The sequence below is a fragment of the Reichenbachiella sp. genome (assembly GCF_039941815.1).
Lineage (GTDB): Bacteria > Bacteroidota > Bacteroidia > Cytophagales > Cyclobacteriaceae > Reichenbachiella.
Genome location: NZ_JBDVDW010000014.1, coordinates 219,724 through 245,712 on the forward strand (window position 1 = coordinate 219,724; position 25,989 = coordinate 245,712).

The 25,989-nt window shown below is 41.7% G+C and carries 25 protein-coding genes; 8 read left to right on the plus strand and 17 right to left on the minus strand.

The window, feature by feature from the left end; all coding sequences use genetic code 11:
* Positions 1-38: 38 nt before the first annotated feature.
* Both ABJF11_RS01890 and ABJF11_RS01895 read right to left on the minus strand, forming a co-directional pair.
* Entirely contained in the window at positions 39-1,361 is a 1,323-nt protein-coding gene (locus ABJF11_RS01890; RefSeq protein WP_348117635.1) for a dihydrolipoamide acetyltransferase family protein, read from the minus strand.
* A 64-nt stretch (positions 1,362-1,425) separates the two neighbouring features.
* On the minus strand, positions 1,426-2,676 hold the full coding sequence (locus ABJF11_RS01895) for a competence/damage-inducible protein A (RefSeq protein ID WP_348117637.1): 1,251 nt from the start codon (positions 2,674-2,676) through the stop codon (positions 1,426-1,428).
* A 200-nt stretch (positions 2,677-2,876) separates the two neighbouring features.
* Between ABJF11_RS01895 and ABJF11_RS01900 the strand changes: the two genes are divergently transcribed.
* Positions 2,877-3,500 (plus strand): hypothetical protein, encoded by a 624-nt coding sequence (locus ABJF11_RS01900; protein ID WP_348117639.1) that lies wholly within the window; start codon positions 2,877-2,879, stop codon positions 3,498-3,500.
* On the opposite strand, the gene ABJF11_RS01905 is transcribed toward ABJF11_RS01900, so the two are convergent.
* The 6 genes from ABJF11_RS01905 to ABJF11_RS01930 all read right to left on the minus strand — a co-directional run bounded on the left by ABJF11_RS01905 (position 3,497) and on the right by ABJF11_RS01930 (position 11,219).
* Positions 3,497-5,527, minus strand: a complete 2,031-nt coding sequence (locus ABJF11_RS01905; RefSeq protein WP_348117642.1) for an NADPH-dependent 2,4-dienoyl-CoA reductase — start codon at positions 5,525-5,527, stop codon at positions 3,497-3,499. The genes ABJF11_RS01900 and ABJF11_RS01905 overlap by 4 nt on opposite strands.
* 142 nt (positions 5,528-5,669) lie before the next feature.
* Positions 5,670-6,737, minus strand: a complete 1,068-nt coding sequence (gene rsgA / locus ABJF11_RS01910; RefSeq protein WP_348117644.1) for a ribosome small subunit-dependent GTPase A — start codon at positions 6,735-6,737, stop codon at positions 5,670-5,672.
* 79 nt (positions 6,738-6,816) lie between these two features.
* Positions 6,817-7,311: a hypothetical protein gene (locus tag ABJF11_RS01915; RefSeq protein ID WP_348117647.1), complete on the minus strand. Its 495-nt coding sequence runs from the start codon at positions 7,309-7,311 to the stop codon at positions 6,817-6,819.
* Between the two features lie 561 nt (positions 7,312-7,872).
* Positions 7,873-8,322, minus strand: a complete 450-nt coding sequence (locus ABJF11_RS01920) for a DUF302 domain-containing protein (RefSeq protein ID WP_348117649.1) — start codon at positions 8,320-8,322, stop codon at positions 7,873-7,875.
* A 32-nt stretch (positions 8,323-8,354) separates the two neighbouring features.
* The gene (locus ABJF11_RS01925) at positions 8,355-9,158 is read right to left on the minus strand and encodes an alpha/beta fold hydrolase (RefSeq protein WP_348117651.1); all 804 of its coding nucleotides are present in this window, start codon (positions 9,156-9,158) and stop codon (positions 8,355-8,357) included.
* Between the two features lie 18 nt (positions 9,159-9,176).
* Positions 9,177-11,219: a carboxy terminal-processing peptidase gene (locus ABJF11_RS01930; protein WP_348117653.1), complete on the minus strand. Its 2,043-nt coding sequence runs from the start codon at positions 11,217-11,219 to the stop codon at positions 9,177-9,179.
* A gap of 198 nt (positions 11,220-11,417) precedes the next feature.
* Here ABJF11_RS01930 and ABJF11_RS01935 point away from each other — a divergent pair, with 198 nt between their 5' ends.
* The 3 genes from ABJF11_RS01935 (at position 11,418) to ABJF11_RS01945 (ending at position 14,494) form a co-directional block, all read left to right on the plus strand.
* Positions 11,418-12,269: a transketolase gene (locus tag ABJF11_RS01935; protein ID WP_348117656.1), complete on the plus strand. Its 852-nt coding sequence runs from the start codon at positions 11,418-11,420 to the stop codon at positions 12,267-12,269.
* A gap of 12 nt (positions 12,270-12,281) precedes the next feature.
* Positions 12,282-13,241: a transketolase C-terminal domain-containing protein gene (locus ABJF11_RS01940; protein WP_348117659.1), complete on the plus strand. Its 960-nt coding sequence runs from the start codon at positions 12,282-12,284 to the stop codon at positions 13,239-13,241.
* Positions 13,242-13,306: 65 nt separating this feature from the next.
* On the plus strand, positions 13,307-14,494 hold the full coding sequence (locus ABJF11_RS01945) for an aspartate aminotransferase family protein (RefSeq protein WP_348117661.1): 1,188 nt from the start codon (positions 13,307-13,309) through the stop codon (positions 14,492-14,494).
* A gap of 4 nt (positions 14,495-14,498) precedes the next feature.
* Here the strand turns inward: ABJF11_RS01945 and ABJF11_RS01950 are convergent, their stop codons facing one another.
* From ABJF11_RS01950 to ABJF11_RS01960, 3 genes are all read right to left on the minus strand, one after another.
* Positions 14,499-15,668, minus strand: coding sequence for an aspartyl protease family protein (locus ABJF11_RS01950; protein ID WP_348117663.1), 1,170 nt, complete (start codon positions 15,666-15,668; stop codon positions 14,499-14,501).
* A gap of 194 nt (positions 15,669-15,862) precedes the next feature.
* Entirely contained in the window at positions 15,863-17,749 is a 1,887-nt protein-coding gene (locus ABJF11_RS01955; protein WP_348117665.1) for a M23 family metallopeptidase, read from the minus strand.
* On the minus strand, positions 17,736-18,344 hold the full coding sequence (locus ABJF11_RS01960; protein ID WP_348117668.1) for a fumarylacetoacetate hydrolase family protein: 609 nt from the start codon (positions 18,342-18,344) through the stop codon (positions 17,736-17,738). The genes ABJF11_RS01955 and ABJF11_RS01960 overlap by 14 nt, the downstream gene beginning before the upstream one ends.
* A 91-nt stretch (positions 18,345-18,435) precedes the next feature.
* Between ABJF11_RS01960 and ABJF11_RS01965 the strand changes: the two genes are divergently transcribed.
* Entirely contained in the window at positions 18,436-19,248 is an 813-nt protein-coding gene (locus ABJF11_RS01965; protein WP_348117670.1) for a M48 family metallopeptidase, read from the plus strand.
* A 22-nt stretch (positions 19,249-19,270) separates the two neighbouring features.
* On the opposite strand, the gene ABJF11_RS01970 is transcribed toward ABJF11_RS01965, so the two are convergent.
* The 6 genes from ABJF11_RS01970 to ABJF11_RS01995 all read right to left on the minus strand — a co-directional run bounded on the left by ABJF11_RS01970 (position 19,271) and on the right by ABJF11_RS01995 (position 23,432).
* Positions 19,271-20,536, minus strand: a complete 1,266-nt coding sequence (locus tag ABJF11_RS01970; RefSeq protein ID WP_348117672.1) for a sodium:proton antiporter — start codon at positions 20,534-20,536, stop codon at positions 19,271-19,273.
* The gene (locus ABJF11_RS01975) at positions 20,502-20,963 is read right to left on the minus strand and encodes a GNAT family N-acetyltransferase (RefSeq protein WP_348117675.1); all 462 of its coding nucleotides are present in this window, start codon (positions 20,961-20,963) and stop codon (positions 20,502-20,504) included. The genes ABJF11_RS01970 and ABJF11_RS01975 overlap by 35 nt, the downstream gene beginning before the upstream one ends.
* Positions 20,964-21,027: 64 nt before the next feature.
* Positions 21,028-21,630, minus strand: coding sequence for an alpha-ketoglutarate-dependent dioxygenase AlkB (locus ABJF11_RS01980; protein ID WP_348117677.1), 603 nt, complete (start codon positions 21,628-21,630; stop codon positions 21,028-21,030).
* Positions 21,617-21,862, minus strand: coding sequence for an Ada metal-binding domain-containing protein (locus ABJF11_RS01985; RefSeq protein WP_348117679.1), 246 nt, complete (start codon positions 21,860-21,862; stop codon positions 21,617-21,619). Before ABJF11_RS01985 ends, ABJF11_RS01980 begins: the two co-directional genes overlap by 14 nt.
* Positions 21,863-21,867: 5 nt before the next feature.
* On the minus strand, positions 21,868-22,578 hold the full coding sequence (locus tag ABJF11_RS01990) for a 2OG-Fe(II) oxygenase (RefSeq protein WP_348117682.1): 711 nt from the start codon (positions 22,576-22,578) through the stop codon (positions 21,868-21,870).
* Complete coding sequence (locus tag ABJF11_RS01995; protein ID WP_348117684.1) at positions 22,578-23,432, minus strand: methylated-DNA--[protein]-cysteine S-methyltransferase; 855 nt, start codon at positions 23,430-23,432, stop codon at positions 22,578-22,580. The genes ABJF11_RS01990 and ABJF11_RS01995 overlap by 1 nt, the downstream gene beginning before the upstream one ends.
* Positions 23,433-23,649: 217 nt before the next feature.
* Between ABJF11_RS01995 and ABJF11_RS02000 the strand changes: the two genes are divergently transcribed.
* The 3 genes from ABJF11_RS02000 to ABJF11_RS02010 are packed head-to-tail and all read left to right on the plus strand — an operon-like array spanning position 23,650 to position 25,949.
* A complete protein-coding gene (locus tag ABJF11_RS02000) occupies positions 23,650-24,087 on the plus strand; it encodes a RimK/LysX family protein (RefSeq protein ID WP_348117686.1) in 438 nt (145 codons plus the stop codon).
* The gene (rimK, locus tag ABJF11_RS02005; protein WP_348117688.1) at positions 24,084-24,983 is read left to right on the plus strand and encodes a 30S ribosomal protein S6--L-glutamate ligase; all 900 of its coding nucleotides are present in this window, start codon (positions 24,084-24,086) and stop codon (positions 24,981-24,983) included. Before ABJF11_RS02000 ends, rimK begins: the two co-directional genes overlap by 4 nt.
* 3 nt (positions 24,984-24,986) lie before the next feature.
* Complete coding sequence (locus ABJF11_RS02010; RefSeq protein WP_348117690.1) at positions 24,987-25,949, plus strand: succinylglutamate desuccinylase/aspartoacylase family protein; 963 nt, start codon at positions 24,987-24,989, stop codon at positions 25,947-25,949.
* The last annotated feature ends 40 nt before the right edge of the window (positions 25,950-25,989 follow it).

Genomic DNA, 25,989 nt, shown 5'->3' on the forward strand with positions numbered 1-25,989 from the left:
AATGTGACAGCCCTTTTTTTATTCTCTTTTCCCAACCATTAGATGGTTCTGGAAGGATCAAATTTTTCGAGATAGTCAGCGACTCTTCTTACAAACATCCCTCCTAGTGCTCCATCTACTACTCTATGATCATAAGAGTGTGACAAGAACATCTTGTGTCTAATTCCAATGAGGTCACCTTGTGGTGTTTCTATTACACTAGGCTTTTTGATAATGGCTCCTAAGGCCAAAATCCCAACTTGCGGCTGCATGATAATCGGCGTGCCCATTACATTTCCAAATGAACCTACATTAGAAATCGTATATGTACCACCACTCAAATCGTCAGGCTTCAACTGATTGTCTCTTCCGCGTCTTGCGAGGTCATTTACTTTCAGTGCAATACCTTTCAAGCTAAGTTGATCAGTATTATGAATCACAGGCACGATCAGGTTACCCGATGGAAGGGCTACGGCCATTCCTACATTGATAGATCCCTTTTTGATAATCTTGGTACCATCCACCTGCACATTGATCATTGGATAATCTTTGATGGCATTGACCACAGCTTCAATAAAAATCGGCGTGAACGTAAGTGCCTGCCCTTCTCTATCCATGAAAGACTTCTTGTGTTTTGCTCGCCACTTCACCACTTCGGTTACATCCGCTTCTACAAATGAGGTCACGTGAGGCGAAGTCTGCTTTGATGACACCATTCGTTCGGCGATCATCTTTCGCATGCGATCCATTTCTATAATCTCATCCTGACCTGAAAAGGAAACAGCGACTGGCTGTGATGCTGGTTTGGCCGGGGCACTGTGGCCATTGTCAGCTACTGGTGCTGAAACTGGAGCAGCAGGTGCTCCATTAGATTTTCTTGTTTTGACATAGGCCAATATATCTTTCTTAGTCACTCTACCCTCTTTGCCGGTACCTGGCAAAGCTTCCAATTCTGTCATCGGAATATTTTCTTCACGACTGATATTCAGTACCAGCGGAGAATAGAATCTACCTGAGGTAGGCTTTTCTAATACTGGTGCGGGAGCACTTGCTGAATTTGCCGCTACGGCCTCTGTCACCAGGGCTTCTGCCTTTTCTACTACTGTTGCCTCTGGCTTAGCCGGAGCCGGTACATCTGCACCATCGGTAGAAATAATAGCAATTGGCTTACCTACTTCTACTACGTCTCCTTCGTTGGCTAGTATTTCTTTTAAAACACCGGCATGAGCGGAAGGCACTTCGGTATCCACCTTGTCGGTAGCCACCTCTAAAACAGATTCATCTTGCTCGATAGAATCTCCTACGTTTTTGAGCCAGGAAAGAATGGTTCCTTCCATTATGCTTTCGCCCATTTTGGGCATTACCATTTCTACTAAGGCCATAATATTTACTTCTTTCAGTTTGGGGTATATTATGCCGCAAAGTTACTGGATTAAAGACTAAATATCACTGTTTTTCAAGGGTTTGACGTAGGAAATTGAGTGCATGCACGGCCGTGTATTCTATATTGAGAATGCGTGTTCCGGGTAGCTTTATTTTTCGTGTTTCTACATTTTTACCAAAGGATATTGCCAACCAAACGGTTCCGACAGGTTTTTCTTCTGTTCCACCATCTGGTCCGGCGATGCCAGTTGTGGAAATTCCTATGTCTGTTTTGAACTTTTTGCGAATGCCAATGGCCATTTCTGTGGCTGTCTCTTCACTCACAGCACCATACGTTTCAAGCGTCTTTTCATCCACTCCAAGTGCGGCTTTTTTGATGTCATTATGATATGAAACTATGGAGCCCCAATAGTACTCTGAGCTTCCTGGCACTGCGGTCAGACGATGCGCTAAAAACCCCCCGGTGCAACTCTCAGCTGTGGCAATGGTGAGCTCTTTTGACTTCAATATTTCACCTACTGCATCCTCGATTTGAATGTCACCAAATCCAAAAACATACTTCTTGATTAAAGGCAACACTTGATCTATTTCGTGATCCATTTCTTGCTCCAGCGCTTCTCTTTCACTACCTACTCCTGTCAATCTTAATCTGACTTGGCCTTTGCCTGGTAGATACGCTAGCCCTATATGCTCTGGTAGCTGATCTTCCCATGTACTGATTTCATCAGCCAACCAGGACTCACCGATTCCGATGGTCTTGATGATTTTGTGTATGATAATAGGCAGAGTGAAATGCTTTTTCAGTTTAGGTAAAATAGTCTTCGCCATCATGGCTTCCATTTCAAATGGTACACCAGGCATGGATACGACTACCTTTTTTCCTTTTTCAAACCACATTCCAGGAGCAGTTCCTCTTTCGTTTTTAATTTTTTTACTCCCTAAGGGCAAAAAGGCCTGCTGTCTATTGATCTCTGTGACTTCTTTGCCAAATCTGCTAAAAATATCCTCGACATCTTCTAGGGCACTTGGGTCCAGCTCCAGCTCCATGTCAAAATACTCTGCAAGCGTCTTCTTGGTGATATCATCTTTGGTAGGACCGAGCCCCCCTGTAATCAATACAATATCTGAGCGATTGAGTGACTCATCCAAGGCATCAAGAATCTCTTGTTTTTTATCACCGATGGCAGTCTTTCGCCGAACTTTGATCCCCATATCATCTAGCTCGCGGCTAATCCATTTGGTATTGGTATCCAAGATTTGACCATACAAAATTTCATCTCCGATGGTGATAACTTCTGCAAATATTTCCTTCATAATAGCACACGATTAACTGGCTCGAAGATAAAAGGAATTCAACTAAACAGAGAGGTATTGAGGGACGAGATTTATATTATTAATATAATAACCAGACCTTATTCTAGAATGAGGTCTTTTGAGTAATATTGAGGCCTAGATAGGATATCACCATGAAAAACACTTTCCATTTTTTACTTCTTATATTCTTGTTAAATATTTTGAATAGCCCCCTTACTTGTGCAAAAGGCTCGAACGATGGCGACTCAATATTGGAAAAGAAACCCAAGAATGAAGACAAAATTTCAAACTTGCTCATCATTGTGCTTGTCAAAACCAAAGCTAATCGTGTAACTCTGGAGAGTGAGCTAGCTTTTGCGTTGGAAAACTACGGAATAACTACCGTTCAGAGTCACAAGACCAGATTGATAGGATACACGGAGCTCAGCAAGAAAGAAGTTATAGCAGTGTGTCAAAAAAACAAAACTGACGGGGTACTTGTAGTGCGTCTACTAGACTCAGAGGCAGAAAATAGCTACTCATACAATCAAAGAGCTCAATATACAGGCAGTGGATTCAGTTCTGCAAATAGTAGCGGGGTGATGATCAAAGGAGGTAAAACGTATTCTTGGGGCGACTATGCTTTTGGAAATTATTTTGATTCGATCTCATCTAGTCGAGTAGAGGTGCAGTCGGACATCTATCATGTGAATGGTGCCAAACAGCTGATGACTGATGATATCATAATGCGAGTAGATCCCAGAGATGAAGAAGTGGCCATAGGCAAATTCGCAAAAAAACTTAGCAAGAAGATTTCCAAGCAAAAATTTATGGTTAGGAATTAGGCTTCGGCAGCCAATCTTGTGGCCTGATCTATAGCTCGTTTAGCGTCCAATTCTGCTGCTACATCTGCACCTCCTATTTTAGAGGCCTTCACTCCCAGACTTATCAGCTTTTCTACCAAAGAGTTTTCTGGCAACTGACCGGCACAAAGAATCACATGATCAACATCTAGAATCTGCTTTTCTTTGCCGTTGATGGTAATATGCAAACCTTCATCATCAATTTTATCATAAGTCACGTTCGTGATCATTTTGACATTCTTGTGCTTTAGCGTGGTTCGATGTATCCAACCTGTCGTTTTGCCAAGTCTGGCACCCATTTTACCTTCAGATCTTTGCAGCATGACAATCTCGCGTTTGCTTTTTGGCATTTCAGGCTTGACCAACCCTCCTCGCTCTTCATTCTTTACATCTACTCCCCATTCATGCATAAAGTCTTCAATATTTAGACTGGGGCTCTCACCTTCCTGGCTCAGGTACTCGGCCACATCAAATCCTATGCCTCCAGCACCAATGATTGCTACCTTATCGCCTACAGGTTTGTCGTGTCTTAATACGTCTAGGTAAGAGAGCACTTTGGCATGATCCTGTCCTTCTATTCCCGGATCGCGTGGAGTGACTCCTGTAGCTATGATCACCTCATCGTATCCAGCTTCCGCGAGTTGTTCTGCTGATGCTGTAGTATTTAGTTTCAGGTTTACACCTGTGAGTTCGATACGTCGATTAAAATATCTAAGCGTTTCATAAAATTCCTCTTTACCTGGAATTTTCTTAGCCATGTTGAATTGTCCACCGATTTCGGAGGCTCCATCGAATAGTGTGACCTCGTGCCCTCGCTCGGCAGCTATTGTAGAATAAGCCAATCCTGCAGGCCCTGCTCCTACCACAGCAATATTTCTTTTTTTCATAGTTGGTAGGTAGTTGAGCTCAGTCTCCTTACACGCGCGTGGATTAACAAGGCATGTAGAAAGTTTGTTTTTGAATACATGATCCAGGCAAGCTTGGTTACAACCTATACAGGTATTGATCTCATCCTCCCGACCCTGTTCAGATTTCAGAATCAGTTCGGCATCCGCCAAAAATGGTCTTGCCATTGAGACCATATCTGCATGGCCATCTGCAAGTATTTGTTCGGCCACATCTGGCTTATTGATTCTATTGGTTGTAATCAGAGGAATGCTGACCTCCCCTTTCATTTTCTTTGTCACCCAAGTAAAAGCTGCCCTTGGAACCATGGTTGCGATCGTAGGAATTCGAGCCTCATGCCAGCCTATGCCGGTATTGATTATAGTCGCGCCAGCTTGCTCGATTTCTTTGGCAAGTTGCACTACCTCTGACCATTGACTACCCTGAGGAATCAAGTCAAGCATGGATAATCGATAGATAATAATGAAATCAGGCCCTACAGCTTGCCTTACTGCCTTGACTACTTCTACAGGAAAGCGCATTCTATTCTCATAGCTTCCACCCCATTGATCCGTCCTCTTGTTGGTGTGCTCCGCGATAAATTGATTGATGAGATACCCTTCCGAACCCATTATTTCTACTCCATCATATCCTGCCTCTCTGGCTAAAGAAGCACAACGGGCAAAATCGCTAATGGTATTTCGAATACCTCGCTGGGATAGTGCAAAAGGTTTGAATGGAGTAATTGGAGACTTGATCGCTGACGGGCCTACGTTGAGCGGATGATATCCGTATCGGCCTGCATGTAGGATTTGCATGCAGATTTTGCCGTCATGCTCATGTACTCGATCAGCCACTATTTGATGCTTTCTGGCATGATGTGTCTTTGTCATTCTGGCTGAAAATGGCGCTACCCAGCCCTGACGATTGGGAGAGACTCCTCCGGTCACAATGAGCCCTACACCACCTTTAGCTCTTTCTCCGAAGTAGGCTGCCATACGCTCGAACCCATTTTTGGTTTCTTCTAATCCAGTATGCATAGAACCCATGAGTGCTCTATTCTTCAAAGTGGTAAATCCCAGGTTCAGAGGTTCAAATAGATGTGGATACTTTGCGTGCGCCATGATTTGTTGTGGTTTAATGCTGAACCTTAATTTTAACCTGAATTCTTCAATAATTGAAGATAATGGTGATATTTATTATGCACGCATACTATATAAAGGTCACGAATAGCAGACCGCCTTAATGGCTCTTGCTTGTTTGCAGTTAATACTTGTTGTGCTTCCTGGCTTTCTTCACCTGTTTCATCATCTTGCCAAATCCTTTGTCTTTCCTTTTTTTATCCTCTTGGCTGGATTCGAAGTGCATCTTTTCTTTGTACATCTTGAGATAGTTATCATAAGAATCCTGATCGAGGTCTCCCTCCTGTAATGCTTGAAGGATTGCACATTCGTCTTCATGTAGATGCGTACAATCTTTGTACTTGCAATCTTCAGATAAAGCGAGGATCTCATCGAATGTCATTTCCAGCCCATCCGTGTTGTCTGCGATGCCTATTTCGCGCATTCCCGGGTTATCTATGAGAATTCCTCCTCGATCCAACACCACTAGTTCTCTATGGGTAGTTACATGCTTGCCGCGATCGATACTTTCACTAATTTCTCCGGTTTTCATCTTTTCCGCACCAGAAAAGTGATTGAGCAAAGTCGATTTTCCTACTCCTGATGATCCAAGCAAACAATATGTCTTACCAGGCTCAATAAGATCGGCAACAGCGTCATATCCATCCTTCTGCTCGCTACTCACAGTCAGCACAGCAACATTCTTGATGCGTGCTTGAATATCCTCAAGCATAGAATGAAGTTGGGTTTCATCAACCAAATCTACCTTACTTAGTATAATGATGGGCTCTATTTTGGCCGTATGGCAAATGGTAAGATAGCGTTCGAGACGATTGATGCTAAAATCTCTATTGACCGCCTGGACTATTAAGCCGTAGTCGATGTTGGTAGCTATGATTTGCTGTTGGCCTGTTTTGCCTACTGCTTGTCTTCCCAGGACTGAATACCTTGGATAGATAGCATGAATAAGAGCCTTATTCTGATCATATTCTGATAGGGCCACCCAGTCGCCTACTGCTGGAAAATCCTCTCGGCTTTCTGCTGTAAATCGTAGATTACCAATTAACTCGGCATCATATTCTACGACGTCCGTTTTTACCACATACCTGTCCTTGTGTTCGAGGGTGACTCGTCCTACCATAAAATCGGTTAGTCCCTGATTGTTTCTATGGTCTTTCAATACAGAACTGTAGCCTAAGTCTTCTAAAGTCATTTTGCTTGTTTTATGCTTGAAGGTAACTATACGAGATTTATGCCCACCAAAGTTTTGATAAGTCTGAAAATCACTAATTCTAATCTGGCACTACTCGAATGTGCCAAACGAAGGAATAATACTTCTTATTTTCGGTAGTAGTTGCTTTGATAGACTTGACACCTTTTCCTCCAGAGAGGGAGTTGTCTACTGAAAAATTAATCACTGATTTACCTGCCGTCTTGTCGTTTCTTTTGGTCCACATACTTGTAAGTTTATTGAAATCAGAAGAGAGCATTTTCTTTGCAGCGGAAGCTGATTGTCCACTTGTATCTTGTTGACCTTTTTTCCACCGCCCAAAATCTGCCTGCAAATCGTTCAAAATGTCACTAGTTTCCCAAACCACATGACTTTCTTGATGACTGTTAGTTACATTTTTGCTCGCGAGTTGGATTAGTTTATTTAACTGACTACTCTCCGGACGGTTGTCTGTAGTATCCTTTTGAGAGTCACTGCTTGGTCTGTTTTGTAATGCTGTAGATACAGGAGTACTTTTCTCCTCTTTCTTAGCAACTGTAGATCTAAATTGCGTCATAGGTTAGATTCAATATTGGAATATTGCTCCATGTACTATCTACTTAAATCACGACTTTGATCAATTAGAATACTGATCAGTGTCTAAGTATATTGTTTAATGGGCATCTAAATATAGACACCGCTTCGAATGTTTCCAAGCTGGGAACTGACCTCCTGTGCAAAAAGTGTGTATATCGCGTGGGAAAGTTGAGGATAACTGAAGGGCTAATTTATTGCACAAAGATGTTTTAACTTCTACATTAGTATCACCAAATGAGAGAAAAAAGTCAGTCGCAAGACAATCTCAAAGAAGGGAAGATTTAAGGAGATACGTCAAATCAAATCGAAGTTCAGAGAGATGACAATGGAGGGTCTTGATGCAAATCGAGGCAAAAAGTTGAAGGGCTTTCTACCGTAGTTTGGCAGTATACAGTGACTTCGGTTGTTGTATATTGAGGAGGGTGCTGGATTCGTCAAGAATTCAGCACCCTTTTTGGATTATTTCAGAATGGTTTCAGATCACTCCGTATTCGGAAAATCACAGGACTTCTTTACAACTGTCTATGTAAATAGATGGTCGTTAATTGGTGCGAATTGCGTCATTCACCACACGAATTAGAGATTTGTTGATACTATGGATGAGTTCGTCGCATCCACGAATCATGTAACGTTGGTTGAGATGAATGGCATTTGTGAAAGCAATAAAGGTATCATCTTCTTCTTGCCAAACCAATATTTTGAATGGCATGTCAAGCATCGCTGTAGGTTCGCAAGAAGCTAGTTTACCCACGTCTTCTGTTTCAAAACTGATCACCTGTATTCTTCCTTTGAAGGTACCATCCACGCCTCTTGAGCTAGTCTTGTACTCTGTAGTATTCAGATAGGAAAATCCATTTTTGTCAATACTAAAATAAAGCTTGGAGATCGTGTTGTCCAGATTATGTGGACTATTGTATACTGTCACGTCTTGAGCTCTAAGACTCGCAACGCAAATGACACTAGTAAGTACTGTAATAATTATCCTTTTCATTATAGCAAACTCCCAAGGGGTTTTCTAACAATTCACCTCAATATTCGTCCTATAGCTTGCTGATAACTCTCAAAAGTATCCAAATTATTATGCTTACCCTGATTAATTGTAACTAATTTTTTATTAGAATGGCTAATTTGGTCGAATAACGACTTTCCTAATTCGTAAGGAACTATAGCATCATCGGTACCATGAAAGACTGTAATCGGACAGGTAATAGCCTCAATGCGTGAGGCCGAATCAAATTCATATTTCATCCAGGGCTTATAAATCAGTAGCCGATACAACAGCGGCACAACATCACGAATTCGCGTCATCGGCGTTTCTAGTATCAATTGATCAGGCGATTTATCCAATGCCAATTTTGTAGCAATTGCACTTCCGAGAGATCTACCAAATATGATTACATTGGGCTGTTGAGATGATTCAATGGCATAATCATAAATGAAATTTGCATCCCGATAAAGTGCCTCTTCTGATCTTTCTCCATGGCTTTTGCCATACCCGCGATAGTCCATAAGCAGGACATCATATCCGTACTGTCTGATTTGCTCAGCTACCAATCCCCACCGCGAGACATTTCCTCTATTGCCATGAAAATAAATAACGATCCCTTTAGAAGAATCGCTTTTTAGATGAATTCCATGCAGGGCTACCTGAGGTTCCGGACTCAGCACTACTTCTTCATATTGAAAATCAAAAGAGAACTTGTAATCTTCTGATAGCGGCTCGCCTTGAAAAAGAAAGCTCTCGTAGAACAATACAAAAAATAAGTTGTAAAGAAATACTACTCCAAGCAATACAGCTACGCCAATCCAAAAGGAAGATGCATTCATCAATTGATTTTTCTTAATTTATTTGACAAGTTCTGCGAGCAACCGAAGCCCTTCTTTCAAATATGGGTCTTCACGAAGTTTTTTCTGATCTTCTTCAGAGGCAGAATACTCTTGATAGATTTTGCCAGCGGACTCAGAAAGTTTCTTTTGCAAATCACTTTCTTTATCGTTTTCGTCCTGCTCTTGTTTACGCTCATTCAGGTTCAAAGAAAGCTTCTTCCTATCCTGATTCTGTCTCATTTTTGCAATGTCTTTCTGCATATTTATAAGATCTACATCCGTATTCAGATCCTCTTGATACAGGGCTCTAAGATTTTCGATAATCTCTTCTGAGATTGTATTAGTGGGTTGATAGTAGGAGGATATAATCTGATCCCACTTCAAAGCGTTTGGTCTTGAACTCTCACCGAATTCTGCAGCGTCAAAAGCCGAAGGAAATTCAACATCCGGAGTCACCCCTATATTTTGTGTACTGCTACCCGATACCCTATAGTATTTGGATAGTGTAAACTTTAGGTTACCCATTTTATCTGGGTAGTTGGGATAGTATCTATTGAACCCTGCCATTTGCTGTACTGTTCCTTTACCAAAAGTGGTCTCGCCTATGATGACTCCACGACCATAATCTTGAATAGCTGCGCTAAATATTTCCGAAGCAGAAGCCGAAAATCTATTGACTAACACAGCCAGTGGGCCATCATATACTACACCGGGATTGGTATTTTTTTGGACATCAATCTCGCCGTTGCTATGCTTCACCTGTACGACCGGTCCCTGATCTATAAATAGTCCTGTGAGATTGATAGCTTCCGGCAGCGCCCCTCCACCGTTGTAGCGCAAGTCGATCATAATACCGTCAACATTTTTAGCTTTTAGGTCTTCTACCAGCTTTTGTACATCCCTGGTGACACTTCTATAGTCAGGCACTCGATTTCTAGCGTCCTCAAAATTCATATAAAAAGAAGGGATCGTAATGACGCCTAAATTATATACCTTTTTCCCTTTGGAAATCGGTATCATTTCGGCCTTGGTTGATTCATCCTCTAGATTGATCTTCTCTCTTATAAGCGTCACTTCATTTATTCTACCTTCATCTCCTCCTTTTAGATATTGCAGCCTCACTGTACTTCCTTTAGGTCCTCTGATTAGTTGCACCACATCCTGAAGCCTCCAGCCTATTACATCCACATAGTCCTCCTGATCTTGAGCCACACCGATAATTTTGTCATCCTTATGCAGCTGCTTGCACTTATACGCAGGTCCTCCGGCGATCACCTCATTGATAACTGTGTAATCCATGCTTTGTGTCAGTCGTGCTCCAATGCCTTCCAGTGACAAGTTCATGTTGATATTAAAATTCTCAGACGAGATCGGAGAAAAATAATTGGTGTGTGGATCATAAGATGAGGCCACCGCATTCATAAAAAACTGAAACACATCATCAGAGTTGTACTGGTTGATCCCCTTCTGATAGCGTCGATATCGTTTAGTCAGAGTCTCTTTGATCCCTACGTCATCTTTGCCAGAAAGCTTAAGACTCAAAGCCTGGTTTTTGATCGATTTTCTCCATCTTTCATTGATTTCATCGTCTGTGCTGGCCCAGGGCAGTTCGTCATCTGATAGCTCCAACGATTCATCTTTAGTGAAATCAAAACCTTCGGATATCAATTGCTCAACCAGTGCAATTCGAGCATTGGCTCTTTCTCTGAATATCCGATAGATTTGAAACGCAACATCAACATTTCTTCTTTTCAAATCGTCATCGAGCTGATATTCATATTTTGTGAAGTAATCAACGTCTGCCTTGGTAAAGAAGGTTTTGCTATTGTCTAATGAGGTAAGGTAATTGTTGAAAATCACCGACGACAAGGAGTCATTCATGGCAATTTTCAAATAGTGATACCGACCAAGAATATCCATGGTCAGCCCTATTTCCATGACATGTTTTTCTGCAGGTTCTAAGACAGCAATGGAGTCTTTTTGGACTGCCGCCTGCGACGAAAATGATAAGAGACCTATAAAGCCTGCAACAACTATCTTCTTCAATTCCTTCAAAATCATATAAATCTCTTTTAATCTTCTTAATTACAATTAGTAAATATGGAATATATCAACGATATAAATTAAAACTAAGGTGTATTTTCTACCCATTTTATTTGGACGGTTAGATACTTTCAAACATTCTTAATGATATCTTTTAAAATCATCTAGCATCTCAGGGCATTCTATTATATCTTCGCGACAAAAATTCTCTTTGCCATGGATCAATATCCAGATATAGAAAAACTAAAATCAATAGCCAGCCAGGTCAGACGAGATATCGTCAGGATGGTCCATGGCGCCCAATCCGGACACCCGGGAGGTTCATTAGGATGCACGGACTATTTAGTGGCCTTGTATTTTCATATTATGAAACATGACAAGTTGTTCAACCTTGATGCCAAGGGCGAAGATTTGTTTTTCTTGTCCAACGGCCACATTTCCCCTGTGTGGTATAGCGTGCTGGCGAGAAGCGGATATTTCGATGTCAAAGAACTGGCAACATTTCGACAACTAAATACGCGACTGCAAGGACATCCTGCTACCGAAGAACATCTTCCTGGAGTACGTATTGCGTCAGGTTCGCTGGGACAAGGGCTGTCTGCCGCGATAGGCGCAGCGCTTACCAAAAAAATCGATGGTGATGATTCTACAGTCTTCGCTCTAATGGGAGATGGCGAATTGCAAGAAGGCCAGGTATGGGAAGCAGCCATGTTTGCAGCAAGCAGCAAGGTGGATAATGTGATTGCCACTGTAGATTTCAACGGTCAGCAGATCGACGGCCCTACTTCTGAGGTCAACGACCTGGGTGACCTAAAAGCCAAATGGGAAGCATTCGGATGGACGGTCATAGAGGCCAATGGAAACGAGATGGATGACATCGTGTCTAATTTGAAACTTGCTAAATCTCTATCTAAAAAAGAGAAGCCTATCCTGATTCTAATGAAAACTGAAATGGGTGCAGGCGTAGACTTCATGGAAGGTACGCACAAATGGCACGGCATAGCCCCTAATGATGAGGACTTGCAAAACGCCCTCGCACAACTGGATGAAACTTTGGGTGATTACTAAATCTTGATTGAGATGACTAAATATACATACACAGAAAAAAAAGACACGAGATCAGGATTTGGAGCTGGGCTGGTAGAGGCTGGTAGAAAAAATGCAGACGTGGTCGCATTATGCGCTGACCTTATCGGATCTCTCAAAATGGGAGATTTCATTAAAGAATTTCCAGAGCGATTTGTACAGGTTGGAATTGCAGAGGCGAATATGATGGGCATAGCGGCTGGTATGACGATTGGAGGCAAAATTCCATTTACAGGTACTTTCGCTAACTTCTCTACCAGTCGAGTATATGATCAGATCAGACAGTCTATTGCATACTCTGAAAAAAACGTGAAAATATGTGCTTCCCACGCGGGTTTAACCTTAGGAGAAGACGGCGCAACGCATCAGGTACTTGAAGATATAGGAATGATGAAAATGCTGCCAAACATGACCGTAATCAATCCATGTGATTACCATCAAACGAAAGCGGCGACTCTTGCTCTGGTAGATCATGTGGGTCCAGCTTACTTAAGATTTGGGCGCCCAGCCTGGCCAATGTTTACTGATCCTAATCAAAAATTCGAGATCGGAAAAGCCATCAATTTTGTAGAAGGTACTGATGTGTCCATTTTTGCCACCGGACACATGCTTTGGTTGGCTATAGAAGCAGAAGCGGTATTGGCCGAGCAAGGTATTTCCGCAGAAATCATCAATATCCACACCATCAAGCCTTTGGACGCTAATGCGGTGCTGAAGTCGGTAGAAAAAACAGGATGTGCGGTATCGGCGGAGGAACATCAGATTGCTGGCGGACTAGGTGAAAGCATTGCCTCTCTCCTAGCACGAAATTCTCCAAAACCACTAGAAATCGTTGGAGTAAACGATACGTTTGGCGAAAGCGGTAAACCTGTAGAGTTGCTTGCCAAGTATGGATTAAGTGTAGAAAGTATCGTAGAGGCGGCTAAGAAGTCTATTGCCAGAAAAAACGCTTAGACAAACATAAAAACGAAATACCTGAGCTGCTTGAATTGTATTAAATTTAAGCAGCTTTTTTATTTATGAATCACAGACAATTATTTCTCAATCATCTTGGTCAGACCTCCGAATTTCCTCTGCTTTTGGAAATTGAAAGAGCAGAAGGCCAATATATGTACGACAAAGAGGGTAAAGCTTATCTGGATTTAATTTCTGGTATCGGCGTAAGCACAATAGGCCATCGACACCCGGCAGTAATCAAAGCTATTAAGGATCAGGTCGACAAGCACTTACACCTAATGGTCTATGGAGAGTTTGTCACTTCTCCGCAAGTCAAGCTGGCACATGCCATCTCAAACTTACTTCCAGATACGCTAAACAATGTATTCCTGGTGAACTCTGGAAGTGAAGCTACGGAGGGAGCCATCAAGCTAGCTAAGCGTCATACCAATCGAAGCAAGATCATCTCATGTCATCATGGCTATCACGGCTCTACTACAGGTGCACTTTCGATTGCCGGTCATGAAGATCTCAAACATCCTTTCAGACCATTGCTACCGGATACTCATCTGTTCCGGTTTGGAAACCATGAGGATTTGGATCAGATTGATCAACATACCGCTGCTGTCATTATAGAAACAGTGCAGGGCGAAGCTGGGGTAAGGCTAGCAGATGTTGACTATTTCAAAGCATTAAGAGCACGCTGTAGTGCGATGGGCACGCTATTGGTATTTGACGAAATACAATGTGGCTTTGGACGTACTGGAAAGTTTTGGGCGTTTGAGCATTATGGGGTTGTTCCAGACGTACTACTTTGCGCCAAAGGAATGGGTGGAGGAATGCCAATAGGTGCATTTATCTCATCAAAGGATATAATGCATGATCTGACTCATGATCCAATCCTTGGGCATATCACTACTTTCGGCGGGCATCCGGTAAGCGCTGCAGCTGCATTAGCTACTGTCCAGGTATTGCAAAATGAAGGCTTGATGGATGGGGTGCAGATGAAAGAGCAGCTTTTTCATTCTCTACTCATTCATGATCGCATCTTAGGTGTACGAAGCAAAGGTCTGATGATGGCAGTTGAGTTTGAGTCTTTTGAGTTTCTGGACAAAGTCATTCACCAACTGCTTCAGGACGGTATTATATCGGACTGGTTTCTATTCTGCGACCATTCCATGCGTATAGCTCCTCCTCTGACTATCACAACCGATGAAATAAAAATGGCTTGCAATAAGATATTACAAGCCATTGATATCGTAAGTCCCTAGTTGACTAGAGCATAGATTTCAAAATCATTTGAGTCTTCTCTCCGCCGATTGTGATAGTAACGGTGGCTCCATCTTGTGAGAATATTTCTCTCAAGTTGGCTAGGCCAATTTCTGTCGCCATTTTCTCATTCACCATTTCTAGTTCTGAGTCTACCGCTATGCCGGCTTCTGATGCCGGGCTATTTTCAAATACTTTATGCACGAGGACTTTCGACTTGTCCTTGCTCAATTGTAGTTCCATACCTGAAGCGTTAACTGGAAAAGCATCTTTGTAAGTTTTGCCTGGCTCCCAGTACATTTTCTTTTCATTGTAGTTGTATACAATGTTGAACCTGCTCAGCACACCGCTGCCAATAATACCAGCAACTTTTTTGTGATTTTGAATCCCATGTTTAGCATGACTCAAACCTACAGGCATATCTGAAAATGAGAATCCTTCGAAATCAAATGACGTCACTTTACCTCTATGATGCTCATATTCTGTATCACCAAGTCCTGCTACCAGATAGATGTAGCTATCACCGATTTTAGAAGCTAATTTATTTGATTCTACGAATGGAGTATTGAAGTCCACGGTTGCTTTAGCTCCCGTATCAACAAAAAATTCGCCTTTGATCTTCTCACCATTGTTGAGTGTGACTTGTCCAGCGATATGTGGAATAAAGGACGTCAGATTAATACTCATCATTTTCCCATTCCCTTTATAACTATATCCGTTGGGGTCGTATAGTTCTATCGTCTTGGTATCGTAGTTCATGCTCACTACATAACTCTTAAGTATATCGTATCCGATTATTCCATCAATATTTCTACCAATGCTAATCTCCAAATGCGACAAGGATGTTTCATAAACTTTTACATTGTGGATTTCAGCACCACCAACCAACAGTTCGTTATGCTTTACAAGTTTACCACTGATAGTTCCTTCTGCACTTGTGGTAGTGGCGGATGCTCCGGAGGTCATACCAAGTTCCTTAGCTCTGTTGATATTCAAAACGGTTAGTCCGTCTCCTGTATCAAAAATAAAATCCAACTCTTCTGAATTGTTAATTTTAACCTTAATGAACGAATGTGCTCCATACTGTTCAAAAGGGAAACTTGCCACAGGTTGCTGTGCCAATAAAACTCCAGTATAAAATACTGCTGCTATTGCTATTCCGATTTTTCTTATCATTATTTAAAAATTTTTAGGGGTGATCAAATCAAAAATCCAATGTTGACCTATTTCATGTCTTCGGCATTGTACTCAGACTTCATTCCGATTTGTCATAAGCGCATGAAATTAAGCTCTATTACCCGAATATCAAAACACCGTCAGCATTTAATTAGGGTAATCGCATCTCCATTATCAGAGATTATGCCAAAAAATTAATAAATGGCCTCAAAGCGTGCAATATTACTTGCCTGATCCTTGACGGCTAGAGTAAAACGGCCGGATATTACTACTTTTTCATCGCTCCAAATCAAACCACTTTTAGCATCATAGTTCATAAGTATCCATTCATCATTCAAAGTAGCGAGTATGGATTGTACACCGGACATCTCATCTTCAATCTTGAATCTTACTTGCCCTTCAGAAGATTTTTTGGGGCTTATTTTTGGAGCTACCGAATCAGTTGCAATGGTGTACGGCACCAGGTCACGGGTTTTGAACACCAACTCATCACCTTCCCATTCACCACCCACAAATGACAGTTGACCTTTATGCCCTATCGAATAAACCCGCGATTTTAAGAGATCATAAATCCCGTTCGGTTTTACATTCAAGGTTACAAATTTACGCAATGGCGTAGTCGGATTGTTTAAACCAAATACCTCAAATCCTTGCTCATTTTCATACTTTCGGTACTGTAAATATGCGGAATCAAACAAAGCATTTTTGGTTACCGTCATTGCGATTCCCTCACCCTGCCATTGTGTTTTCAATCCGACAGGAAGTATCGTCGCAAAATCAAAAATGTAAGTTCGATCACACACTTTAGCTGAGTCTGGCAATCCCTCTCGCAAGTCCCAAAGAAAGTGATGACTGCTGGTCGTGTAATAGGCCATATCTACTGATCTTTTTTCTCCATTAAGGTAAAAATCTGCTGAACAATATCCTTCTTCGCTTTCTATCTCCAAAAAATCTCCGATGACGTCATAACCATTGGCATCCAATCCATAGGTGTGTTTAAGCTTTCTGTCTCGACTAAACTCCTTATCATTGATCTTGAGATTGACCATATTGACATTGCCATAGGCATCTTCCAATCTCACATCAAGTGTATGCTCCATAGGATCAAAAATGCTCAGCAGACCCGATTTTGAATTTGTATCATAAAACTTGAGCATGTTGCCATTATCAACATACAGTTTATTAAATCTTCTACCTCCTTCTCTAGCTCTTTTATAGTTGGTATGAACCAGAATGTTGCGCTGAGTGCTGAAATTGATCTGTTCGATTTTTTGTTCAAAAACAGGATGGCCGTCAAAATACATAGTTTGAAACCTCACTCCATTTCTATTTCTCGCTCCATCAAATTTGTCATAGGCATAGATCTCAACACCAATATTGCCAAAAAGTGAAATACCTTCGGCTATATATGCACCTCCCTGATCATCAAGTAATACATCAAATTCGACTCGCCCAAACATGCCGTTGACGCGGGAATGTTTATCCATCGTAACAAACGCCACCTGCCCGAGCACCGGAGCCTCCTTATCTACTATTTCATCAAACCCATAGTCCAATGGGTCGAGCACGCGATGCCTCAAGGTTCGCACTTCAAAATGAAGGTGAGGACCAGAGGATGACCCAGAATTGCCAGACAGCGCGATGACCTCTCCTTTCTTAAAAACATACTTATCTTTTTCCGGATACAAGTCCACGGCAAATGATTCGGCTTTGTACTGCTCGGATCTTACATATGCTGCGACATCTTCATGAAAAGACTTTAAATGAGCATAGACCGTCACAGTACCGTTGTGAGGATGTACAAGATAGAGTGCATTGCCGTATCCACTGAGGGCCACTCGCACACGTTGGACATACCCATCTGCAGCTGCATATACCGGCAACCCAGTAATACCACTTGTTTTAATATCTAACCCTGAGTGAAAATGAGAGGATCGTAATTCGCCCATGGTGCCAGCCAGATAGTTTTCCTGCCTGGGTCTGACCGGAAACATAAAATCGCCTTTGGCAGGCGCAATCTGACTGTAGCTCTCTAGCGTAAGACAAACTAGTAGAAAAAATAGCGGCCTATTTAACTTCAAAATCCATCATTTTTTTATCCTCAATAAATGCTTCAAGTCGATTTCCGATTTTCACAGGCCCTACTCCCTCCGGGGTTCCTGAAAAGATAATATCTCCTTTTTTTAACATAAAAAACCGAGAAACATATGAAACAAGATAATCAAAGTTGAATAGCATAAACGAGGTATTTCCCAACTGGACTTCCTGCCCGTCCTTTTTAAGGCTAAAGTTAAGGTTGGATAGATCGAAATCAGATTTTGGAATGAAATCTGAAATAGGAGCTGATCCGTTAAAACCCTTCGCCAGATCCCATGGCAATCCTTTGGCCTTAGCTTTGGACTGCAAATCTCTGGCTGTAAAATCGATTCCAATTCCAATTTCATCATAGTATTTATGGGCGAATTTTTGATCGATATTCTTACCTACTTTACAAATCTTTATCAGTATTTCTACTTCATGATGGATGTCATTCGAGAAGTCTGGGTAATAAAATGGCGCATTATTTTTCAAGATCGCGGTTTCGGGTTTACCGAAAACTACCGGCTCATCCGGACGCTCATTGTTCAGCTCTTCGATATGCTTCGCATAATTTCTACCTATGGCCAATATTTTCATTTTTTCAGATCCTTCAAATGATTAAAAACTGATTAGCTTTGTTTATTCAATCGTGAAGATAATTTATTGTAAAAGATAATCTGAAAGCCCTATGAAATATTTTAGTTTCTTATCACTTTTTGTAGCCGGTCTATTGTTGGTCCAATGTGCTACGGTTCCTGTCACTGGACGCAAACAGCTCAGTACTGTCAAGAATGATGAAATAATTCCTATGAGCTTTGCTCAATATGAGCAGGTCATAAAAGAGGCAAAACTGTCTGACAATAAAGGGCAATCTGCCATGATAAAGCGTGTAGGTAGCAGAATACAAAAGGCTGTAGAATTATATGCTGAAGAGCAAGGTTTTAGTGAGGCACTAGATGGATTCAATTGGGAATTTAATTTGATTGACAATGACAGCACGGTAAATGCCTGGTGTATGCCTGGAGGCAAAGTGGCCTTCTATACTGGGATCATGCCAATATGCAAAAATGAAACAGGTGTGGCTGTAGTGATGGGTCATGAGGTAGCTCATGCAGTAGCCAGTCACGGACGTGAGCGAATGAGCCAGGGTATGGTGGCTCAGCTTGGCTTGGGGTCACTGCAAGTAGCCATGGGTTCTAATCCTACCGGTACTCAAGAATTGCTTATGCAGTCCATAGGAGCGGGTACACAACTCGGGATGTTGAAGTTTTCAAGAACTCACGAATCTGAAGCGGATAAAATCGGTTTGATCTTTATGGCCATCGCCGGATACAATCCGAAAGCGGCACCCAAATTTTGGGAGCGGATGGCCGCTGGATCAGGAGGACAGGCACCACCAGAGTGGCAGTCTACTCACCCTTCTCACGATACCAGAATCTCAGATCTCAATGCTCAGTTGCCTAAAGCAATGGAGTATTACAAAAAATACAAAAAAGACTAACCCAATTCGTAAAGCATTCGGATCATCCTTCTGATGGACGTACAGTTTTGTCCAGAGAATCTTCTACAAGCTCATCCTTTGGTACTTCTTCCGTTGGTTCCGTTGTAATTAACACTGCAGTCATAACCAGTGCCGTAAGAATGATGATTTGAATAATCAGCGAATTATTGACATATGGAATCTGCTGATTTGCTGCTATACTGAGAAAAAGTAGAATTGTGATCAAACCCCTGGGAGCCACGAACATTAAGGGCTTTAGGGCAATTTTACTTAGCTTCATTTGAATCCAACGAACCGCAAAAAACAGGACGACAAAACCAATCGACCATGGTAAGGTTTGAAGGTTGATAATATCTGTAGTCTCTAATAAATAGCCGAATAAAATAAAAAAGAGTGCTCTCACTAAAAAGGCAAGTTCTATTGTCAACTCCTTGAATTTAATACTTTCATTTTCTAAGGCCTCCAGATGAAATCTATTGATCCACACAAACCATCTTAGTCGATCAACATTGCCGATAAAAAGTCCAAAAATCAGAATGAAAATCAGTGCAGGCAAGTGATACACTTTGAGTACGGTGTATATGAGAATCACAAGCAAAATGATTGGGATAAATTTGACATGATGATCGATCCTGCTGATCAGTAGGGATAGTCCGATGGTGGCAATAAATGAAAGTATCACAATCGCTACCAATTGAAGTCCAAAATATCCAAAAGAGGTGACTCCAATACTGTCATATAGCAGAATGAAGTTGAAAAAAAGCACGCCCAAGATATCTGAAAGGCTGCTTTCATAAATTACGAATTCGCGATCAAACTCGGATAAATTGACCACACTGGGTACAGCAATCGCACTGCTAATGATACATAAGGGTATTGCGTTGGTCATGCATTGCAGAAATGGATATCCACCTACCACATGAAAAATATAAGCCAAAATAAAAGTCAGTAAAATCATCGGTACTATCGCCCCAACGAAGGACTTCTTTATCAGCCCTAGCTTAGATTTATTCAGTCTCAACTCCAGAGACCCTTCCAGCACGATCAAGATCAATCCAGCTGTAGCAAGCACTGGTAAAATAACAGACAGATCGGGAATTTTAAAATCCATCATATTTACTCCCTGCTTAATCAGCCAACCGACAATCAGCAGCAGGATCACAGAGGGCACTCTTGTCTTCGCCGAGGTAAGGTTGAATAAATACGCAATCAATGTCAGCGAACAAAAAGTGATGATAATGGTTGTAGTCATATTATTTACTAGCTCTTCTGAGCTTAATTTTTTCAATATCAAAGTTAGTCATCCATATCTCTTCTTCTACAAATCCTTTCGATTGATAGAGTCTGATGGCCGGTAAATTTTTAGTGGCAGTCTCGACGACACAGGTAGATGGCTGATAGGTTTCAATGGCGAACTCCAGCAGCTGGCTGGCAATACCTTTTCTGAAATGATAAGGATCCACAACCAAACTGCAAATATCCAGCTCTTGGGATACAGAATTCAGTTCTATCACCCCTGCCAGGCCGCCATCAATAATAAAACCGTAAAACCTGGTGGAGCTAGACTGCATTTCTTGAATTGTACGTCTCAATGGTGGAAAATCATCTGTTTCGATCAGGTCAGCCTCCATTCGATAGGATTTTTGAAAAAGCTTCCAAGCCTTCTCGGCCTGCTCAGGATTATCCAGACTTAGTTTTTGAATATTGGGTTGCAAAGACAAATTGTTTTATCCGCAAAATAGTACTTTTTATTAAGTCAGATTCACGGACATTAATTAGTCATTCTATTATCGTACGAAACGTGAGATTGATCCTGGGCGCCTTGACCTTCCTGGATTTTGGCAGACTATGCAACCAATGGCTTTGTGTAGTTCCTTGCATCACCAGAAGGCTGCCTCGTTCTAAGATCAATGACAGTGTCTGGCTGGAAGATTTATGCTTGAATGAGAACTTACGATCAGCACCAAGGCTTAACGAGGCTATAGTCGTATGCTTTCCAAGCGCCTTCTCATCATCACTATGCCAGGCCATTCCCTCCTCTCCACTGTGATATAAATTCAGTAAACATGAATTGAATTTGCTACCCACTTGCTCCTCAATTAGTGATTTTAACGCAAGTAAGTCTTTGGTCCATGGCAAGGCGTGTTTGGTAGTATTCGAATAGGTGTAAGCATAGGCGCTATCTCCATACCACGCTGCTTTTCTTTTGGTGACGATATGTTTGCCAAAAATCACCGCCTCATCATTCTTCCATTCGACCTGCTGAAGCAGTTTCTCTAAATAGTATTGTGCTTTTTCGGTCCCTAGAATTTTACCATAATAACGTACATCACCGTCATAGGGTAAAATATTGGGTTGGGCAGTCGCGCTAAACAAGTCCATTTTTCCATTCGTTATATTTCTCTCTCATACAATGACCGCAGGGTCTGTAACCTTCACTTAAGGCCTCATCTTCACTCGTGAAAAAGACACGGTTTTGCTTTTTCATTCGCTTGCCAGAGCGACAATCCAGCGTGCCAAATATCATCAATCGCTTATTTCCTCCAAGCCTTATTTTTTGTGCTCTAATATGCTTATGCAGTTCTAGGTCGTCGAGAGTCGTGTGATCAATCATTCGGTTTATTTTAAAGCATCATGAAATATAATACCCAGCGTGTGCCGATTACCAGACCGGACTTCACTTACTCCATGACGCATGGTCGCTCGATAGTATCCCCTTGATCCTTTGATTGGTCGGAAATTGGAAGCGAAAATTACCACGGCTCCCCGGTCGGGTTTCAAAACCATAACCTTTGACTGGGCTCTGGGTACCTGCTCTGTCAAGACAAACTCACCTCCTTGATAATCTGTATTTGGATCATTTAGGAAGAATGCGGCTTGCAAAGGAAAATAAACTTCGCCATACATATCCTGATGTAGGGTATTGAATCCACCCTTTCCATATTTAAGAATCAATGGAGTAGCCTCAATCTGACCCTGGCTATGGCAATATTCGATCCATTGCTCATGTGTATCAGGAAACTGACTGCCTAGTTTTAAAACACCTTGCCATAAGTTAGCAACTGCTCTGATATGGCTATAAAGATCCTCTCTCAACTGCTGCACAATTGACAGCAGAGGATAATCAAAATACTTGTATTCTCCCAGCCCAAAACGGTGACGTTCCATTACAACAATCTTGCGGTAAAGATCTGGATTCTCGTAGGCGCCAATCAGTTCATTACACACCTCTTTGGAAAGCACATCAGAAATATAGGCGTACCCGTTTTGATTAAGATCGGCAGTAACTGACAACCAATCAATCTCGCTCAGTAATATTCTACTGCTCATCACACCGCCTGAGCCATCTCAAGTTGAGCAGATTCCCACCCTATGATTGCAGATTTTCTAGTCTCTCCCCATCGATAGCCTCCTAATGCACCGCTCGACTGTATGACTCGGTGACAAGGAATCAAGAAGGCCACAGGATTGCTTCCGATAGCTGTGCCTACCGCTCTCGATGCTTTGGGACTTTTTATTTGTTCAGCTATTTTACCATAGGTCGATAGTTGGCCTGAGGGCACTTTCAACAAGGCTTCCCATACTTTTAGTTGAAAGTTGGTGCCTTTTAGGTGTAGTTTAATCTGATCAATATGATCCCAATCCGAATTGTAAACTCTCAATGCATTTTCCTGAATCTCGTCTAGCTGCTCTGTGAATTTTGCATGTGGAAATTTATTTGTGAGCACCTCAAAAGTTTTGGCTTTATTTTCTACAAAACCCATATAGCAAATTCCCTTTGGTGTGGAAGCCATGAGTAAACCTCCAAAACGAGACCAGGTGTAGCTATAGTTGATAGAAAGGTTTTCACCACCATTTTTATACTCTCCCGGGGTCATACCCTCTATATTCACAAATAGATCATGTAATCTGCCTGTACCGGATAGCCCAGTATCATGGGCTGCACTAAACAAGGTAGATTCCGGCTGCTGCAATATTTGTTTTGCATGTCCGACACTCAGGTATTGCAAGAATTTTTTAGGACTCACTCCTGCCCACTCGGTAAAGAGTCTTTGAAAGTGAAAGGCACTAAGATGCACATGACTGGCTACTTCGTCCAGTCCAGGTTGGTGCTTAAAATTAGTCTGAATATAGGCGATGGCCTCCGCCACTCGTTGATAATTGATTTGATCTTGCTCGTTCATAATAGTATCTATTGATGAATCAAAAATAGAAGCCCTCCAGGCTAACTAAAACCCGATTCTTGCTGAGTTGATTTTAAGCGCCATGATCACAACTCTTCTGGTGTTGATCTTGTAGAATTAGGCTAAGATAAAACTATCCATTAATCAACGAGAAACCATTCAAGTAAGCTATCTTGTCTACTGTACATTATCATAAGAATATAAGTTTAGTTAAGTAATGAAAAAAAAAATCATTGGTAGAATCGACAAAATAGATTTACCTGAGTTTGGACTGGAAAATATTGATGCCAAAATTGACACAGGCGCCAATCGTTCTGCGATACATTGTTCGAAGATTGAACATGGTGATCATAACGGAAAGGATAGTATTTTCTTTTGTATCCCACTGGCTGGCAACGGTGAGGAAAACTTATATCACAGTGCCGATTTTATCAAGAAGAAAATCAGAAGCTCATCTGGACACGTGGAAGAACGATATATAATCAAGACCACTGTTGTCCTGTTTGGTAAAAAATTCAGAACCTCTTTTTCTTTAACTGATAGAACTGAGATGAAATACCCGATCTTACTAGGCAGAAAACTACTGGCCTCACATTTTATTGTAGACGTGGAGCTTACAAACCAATCTTTTGAACTAAAAAAAATTAAAGTATGAAAATCGCAATCCTATCAAGAAATCCAAACTTATACTCTACCAAAAGATTATTAGAAGCCATCCAAGCACGTGGGCATGAAGGAATCATCATTGATCACCTCAAGTGTGATATTATCATTGAAGAGAGTGGGCCATCAATCTATTTTCAGGGTGAGAAGCTGGATGAAATAGATGCCGTTATTCCTAGAATCGGTGCTTCTGTAACTTACTATGGCACAGCTGTGGTAAGACAGTTCGAAATGATGCGGGTGTTTTCTGCGGTAAGTTCATTGGCAATTACCAGATCAAGAGATAAACTAAGGAGTCTTCAAATTTTGTCCAGATCTGGCGTTGGAATGCCGAAAACGGCCTTTACCAATTTTTCTAAAGAAGAAAACAACACACTCAAACATGTCGGTAATGCACCCGTCGTAATTAAACTATTGGAAGGCACGCAAGGTCTCGGTGTTGTACTGGCTGAGTCCAACAAGGCTGCGAAATCTGTTATAGAAGCCTTTGAGGGATTAAAAGCAAGAGTGATTCTACAGGAATTTATAGAAGAATCAGGCGGAGCAGATATACGAGCATTTATCGTAAATGGTGAGGTAGTAGGTGCGATGAAACGCCAAGGCAAAGAAGGTGAATTCCGATCCAACCTTCATCGCGGAGGCAGTGCCAATATTATAACCCTGAAGCGAGCTGAAAAGACTGCAGCATTGAAAGCAGCAGAGGCCATGGGCTTGAAAATAGCTGGTGTGGACATGCTACAATCCAAAAGAGGTCCGCTTATCCTCGAAGTAAATTCTTCTCCCGGATTAGAAGGGATTGAAAAAGCCACCGGAGTGGATATCGCTGGCAAAATAGTAGAGTATATTGAGAATGGAATGTTGAAAAAAAGGAAAAAAGTAGATGCCTAAAATATGAGCGTTCAGGATTTTAAGATTGCGGGAGTCACCATTGCAGCGGGTGAGGAGAAACAGATAGATGCACAAATTGCCAAGTTGCCTACTCGTACGCCGATTGACATACCTGTCATAGTGAGTCGATCTGTTAATCCAGGTCCAACCTTGCTTATCACAGGCGGAATGCATGGAGACGAAATCAATGGAATTGAAATCGTGCGACGGATTGTAGCAAAAGGATACAACAAGCCACTAATCGGTACAACGATCTGCATTCCAATACTCAATATCTATGGGTTTATCCACTTCTCAAGACAAGTGACTGATGGTGGCAAGGACATCAACAGGTCGTTTCCAGGGACAAAAAACGGATCACTTGCAAGCCAGCTGGCTTATAGACTTTCACAAGACATACTTCCTTTAATCGATCATGGTATTGATTTTCATACGGGAGGCGCTAGAATCAACAACTACCCTCAGATCAGAGCCATGCTTGGGGATCCAATGAATTTAGAGTTGGCTCAGGCCTTTGCTCCACGCTTTATAATTAATTCACCTTTTCGTGAGAAGTCATTTAGAAAAGAAGCCGCCAATCAAGGAAAATCTATTCTGGTGTACGAAGGTGGAGAATCACTAAGGCTTAGAAAAAACGCCATCGACGAGGGAGTCAATGGATTGCTACGGGTAATGAAACACCTGAAAATGCGCAATGATGCTCCTGAAATCAATATACCAAGTTTGATGATAAAAAAATCCACCTGGTTAAGAGCTCGAGCCGGCGGCATATATCATTCCTTCTTTCGCCCAGGAGAAGAGGTGAAAAAAGGAAATGTGGTTGGATTAATTACCGGGCCTTTTGGCGAATTCGAACATCCGATGAAAAGTCAGACAAGCGGATATGTATTATCTATAAACAACAATCCTGTTGTAAACCGTGGTGATGCACTTATGAATATAGGCATTCCGGATTTGCCGCAATAAAGAAAGCCACACCTTTCGGTGTGGCTTATAACTCAACTTG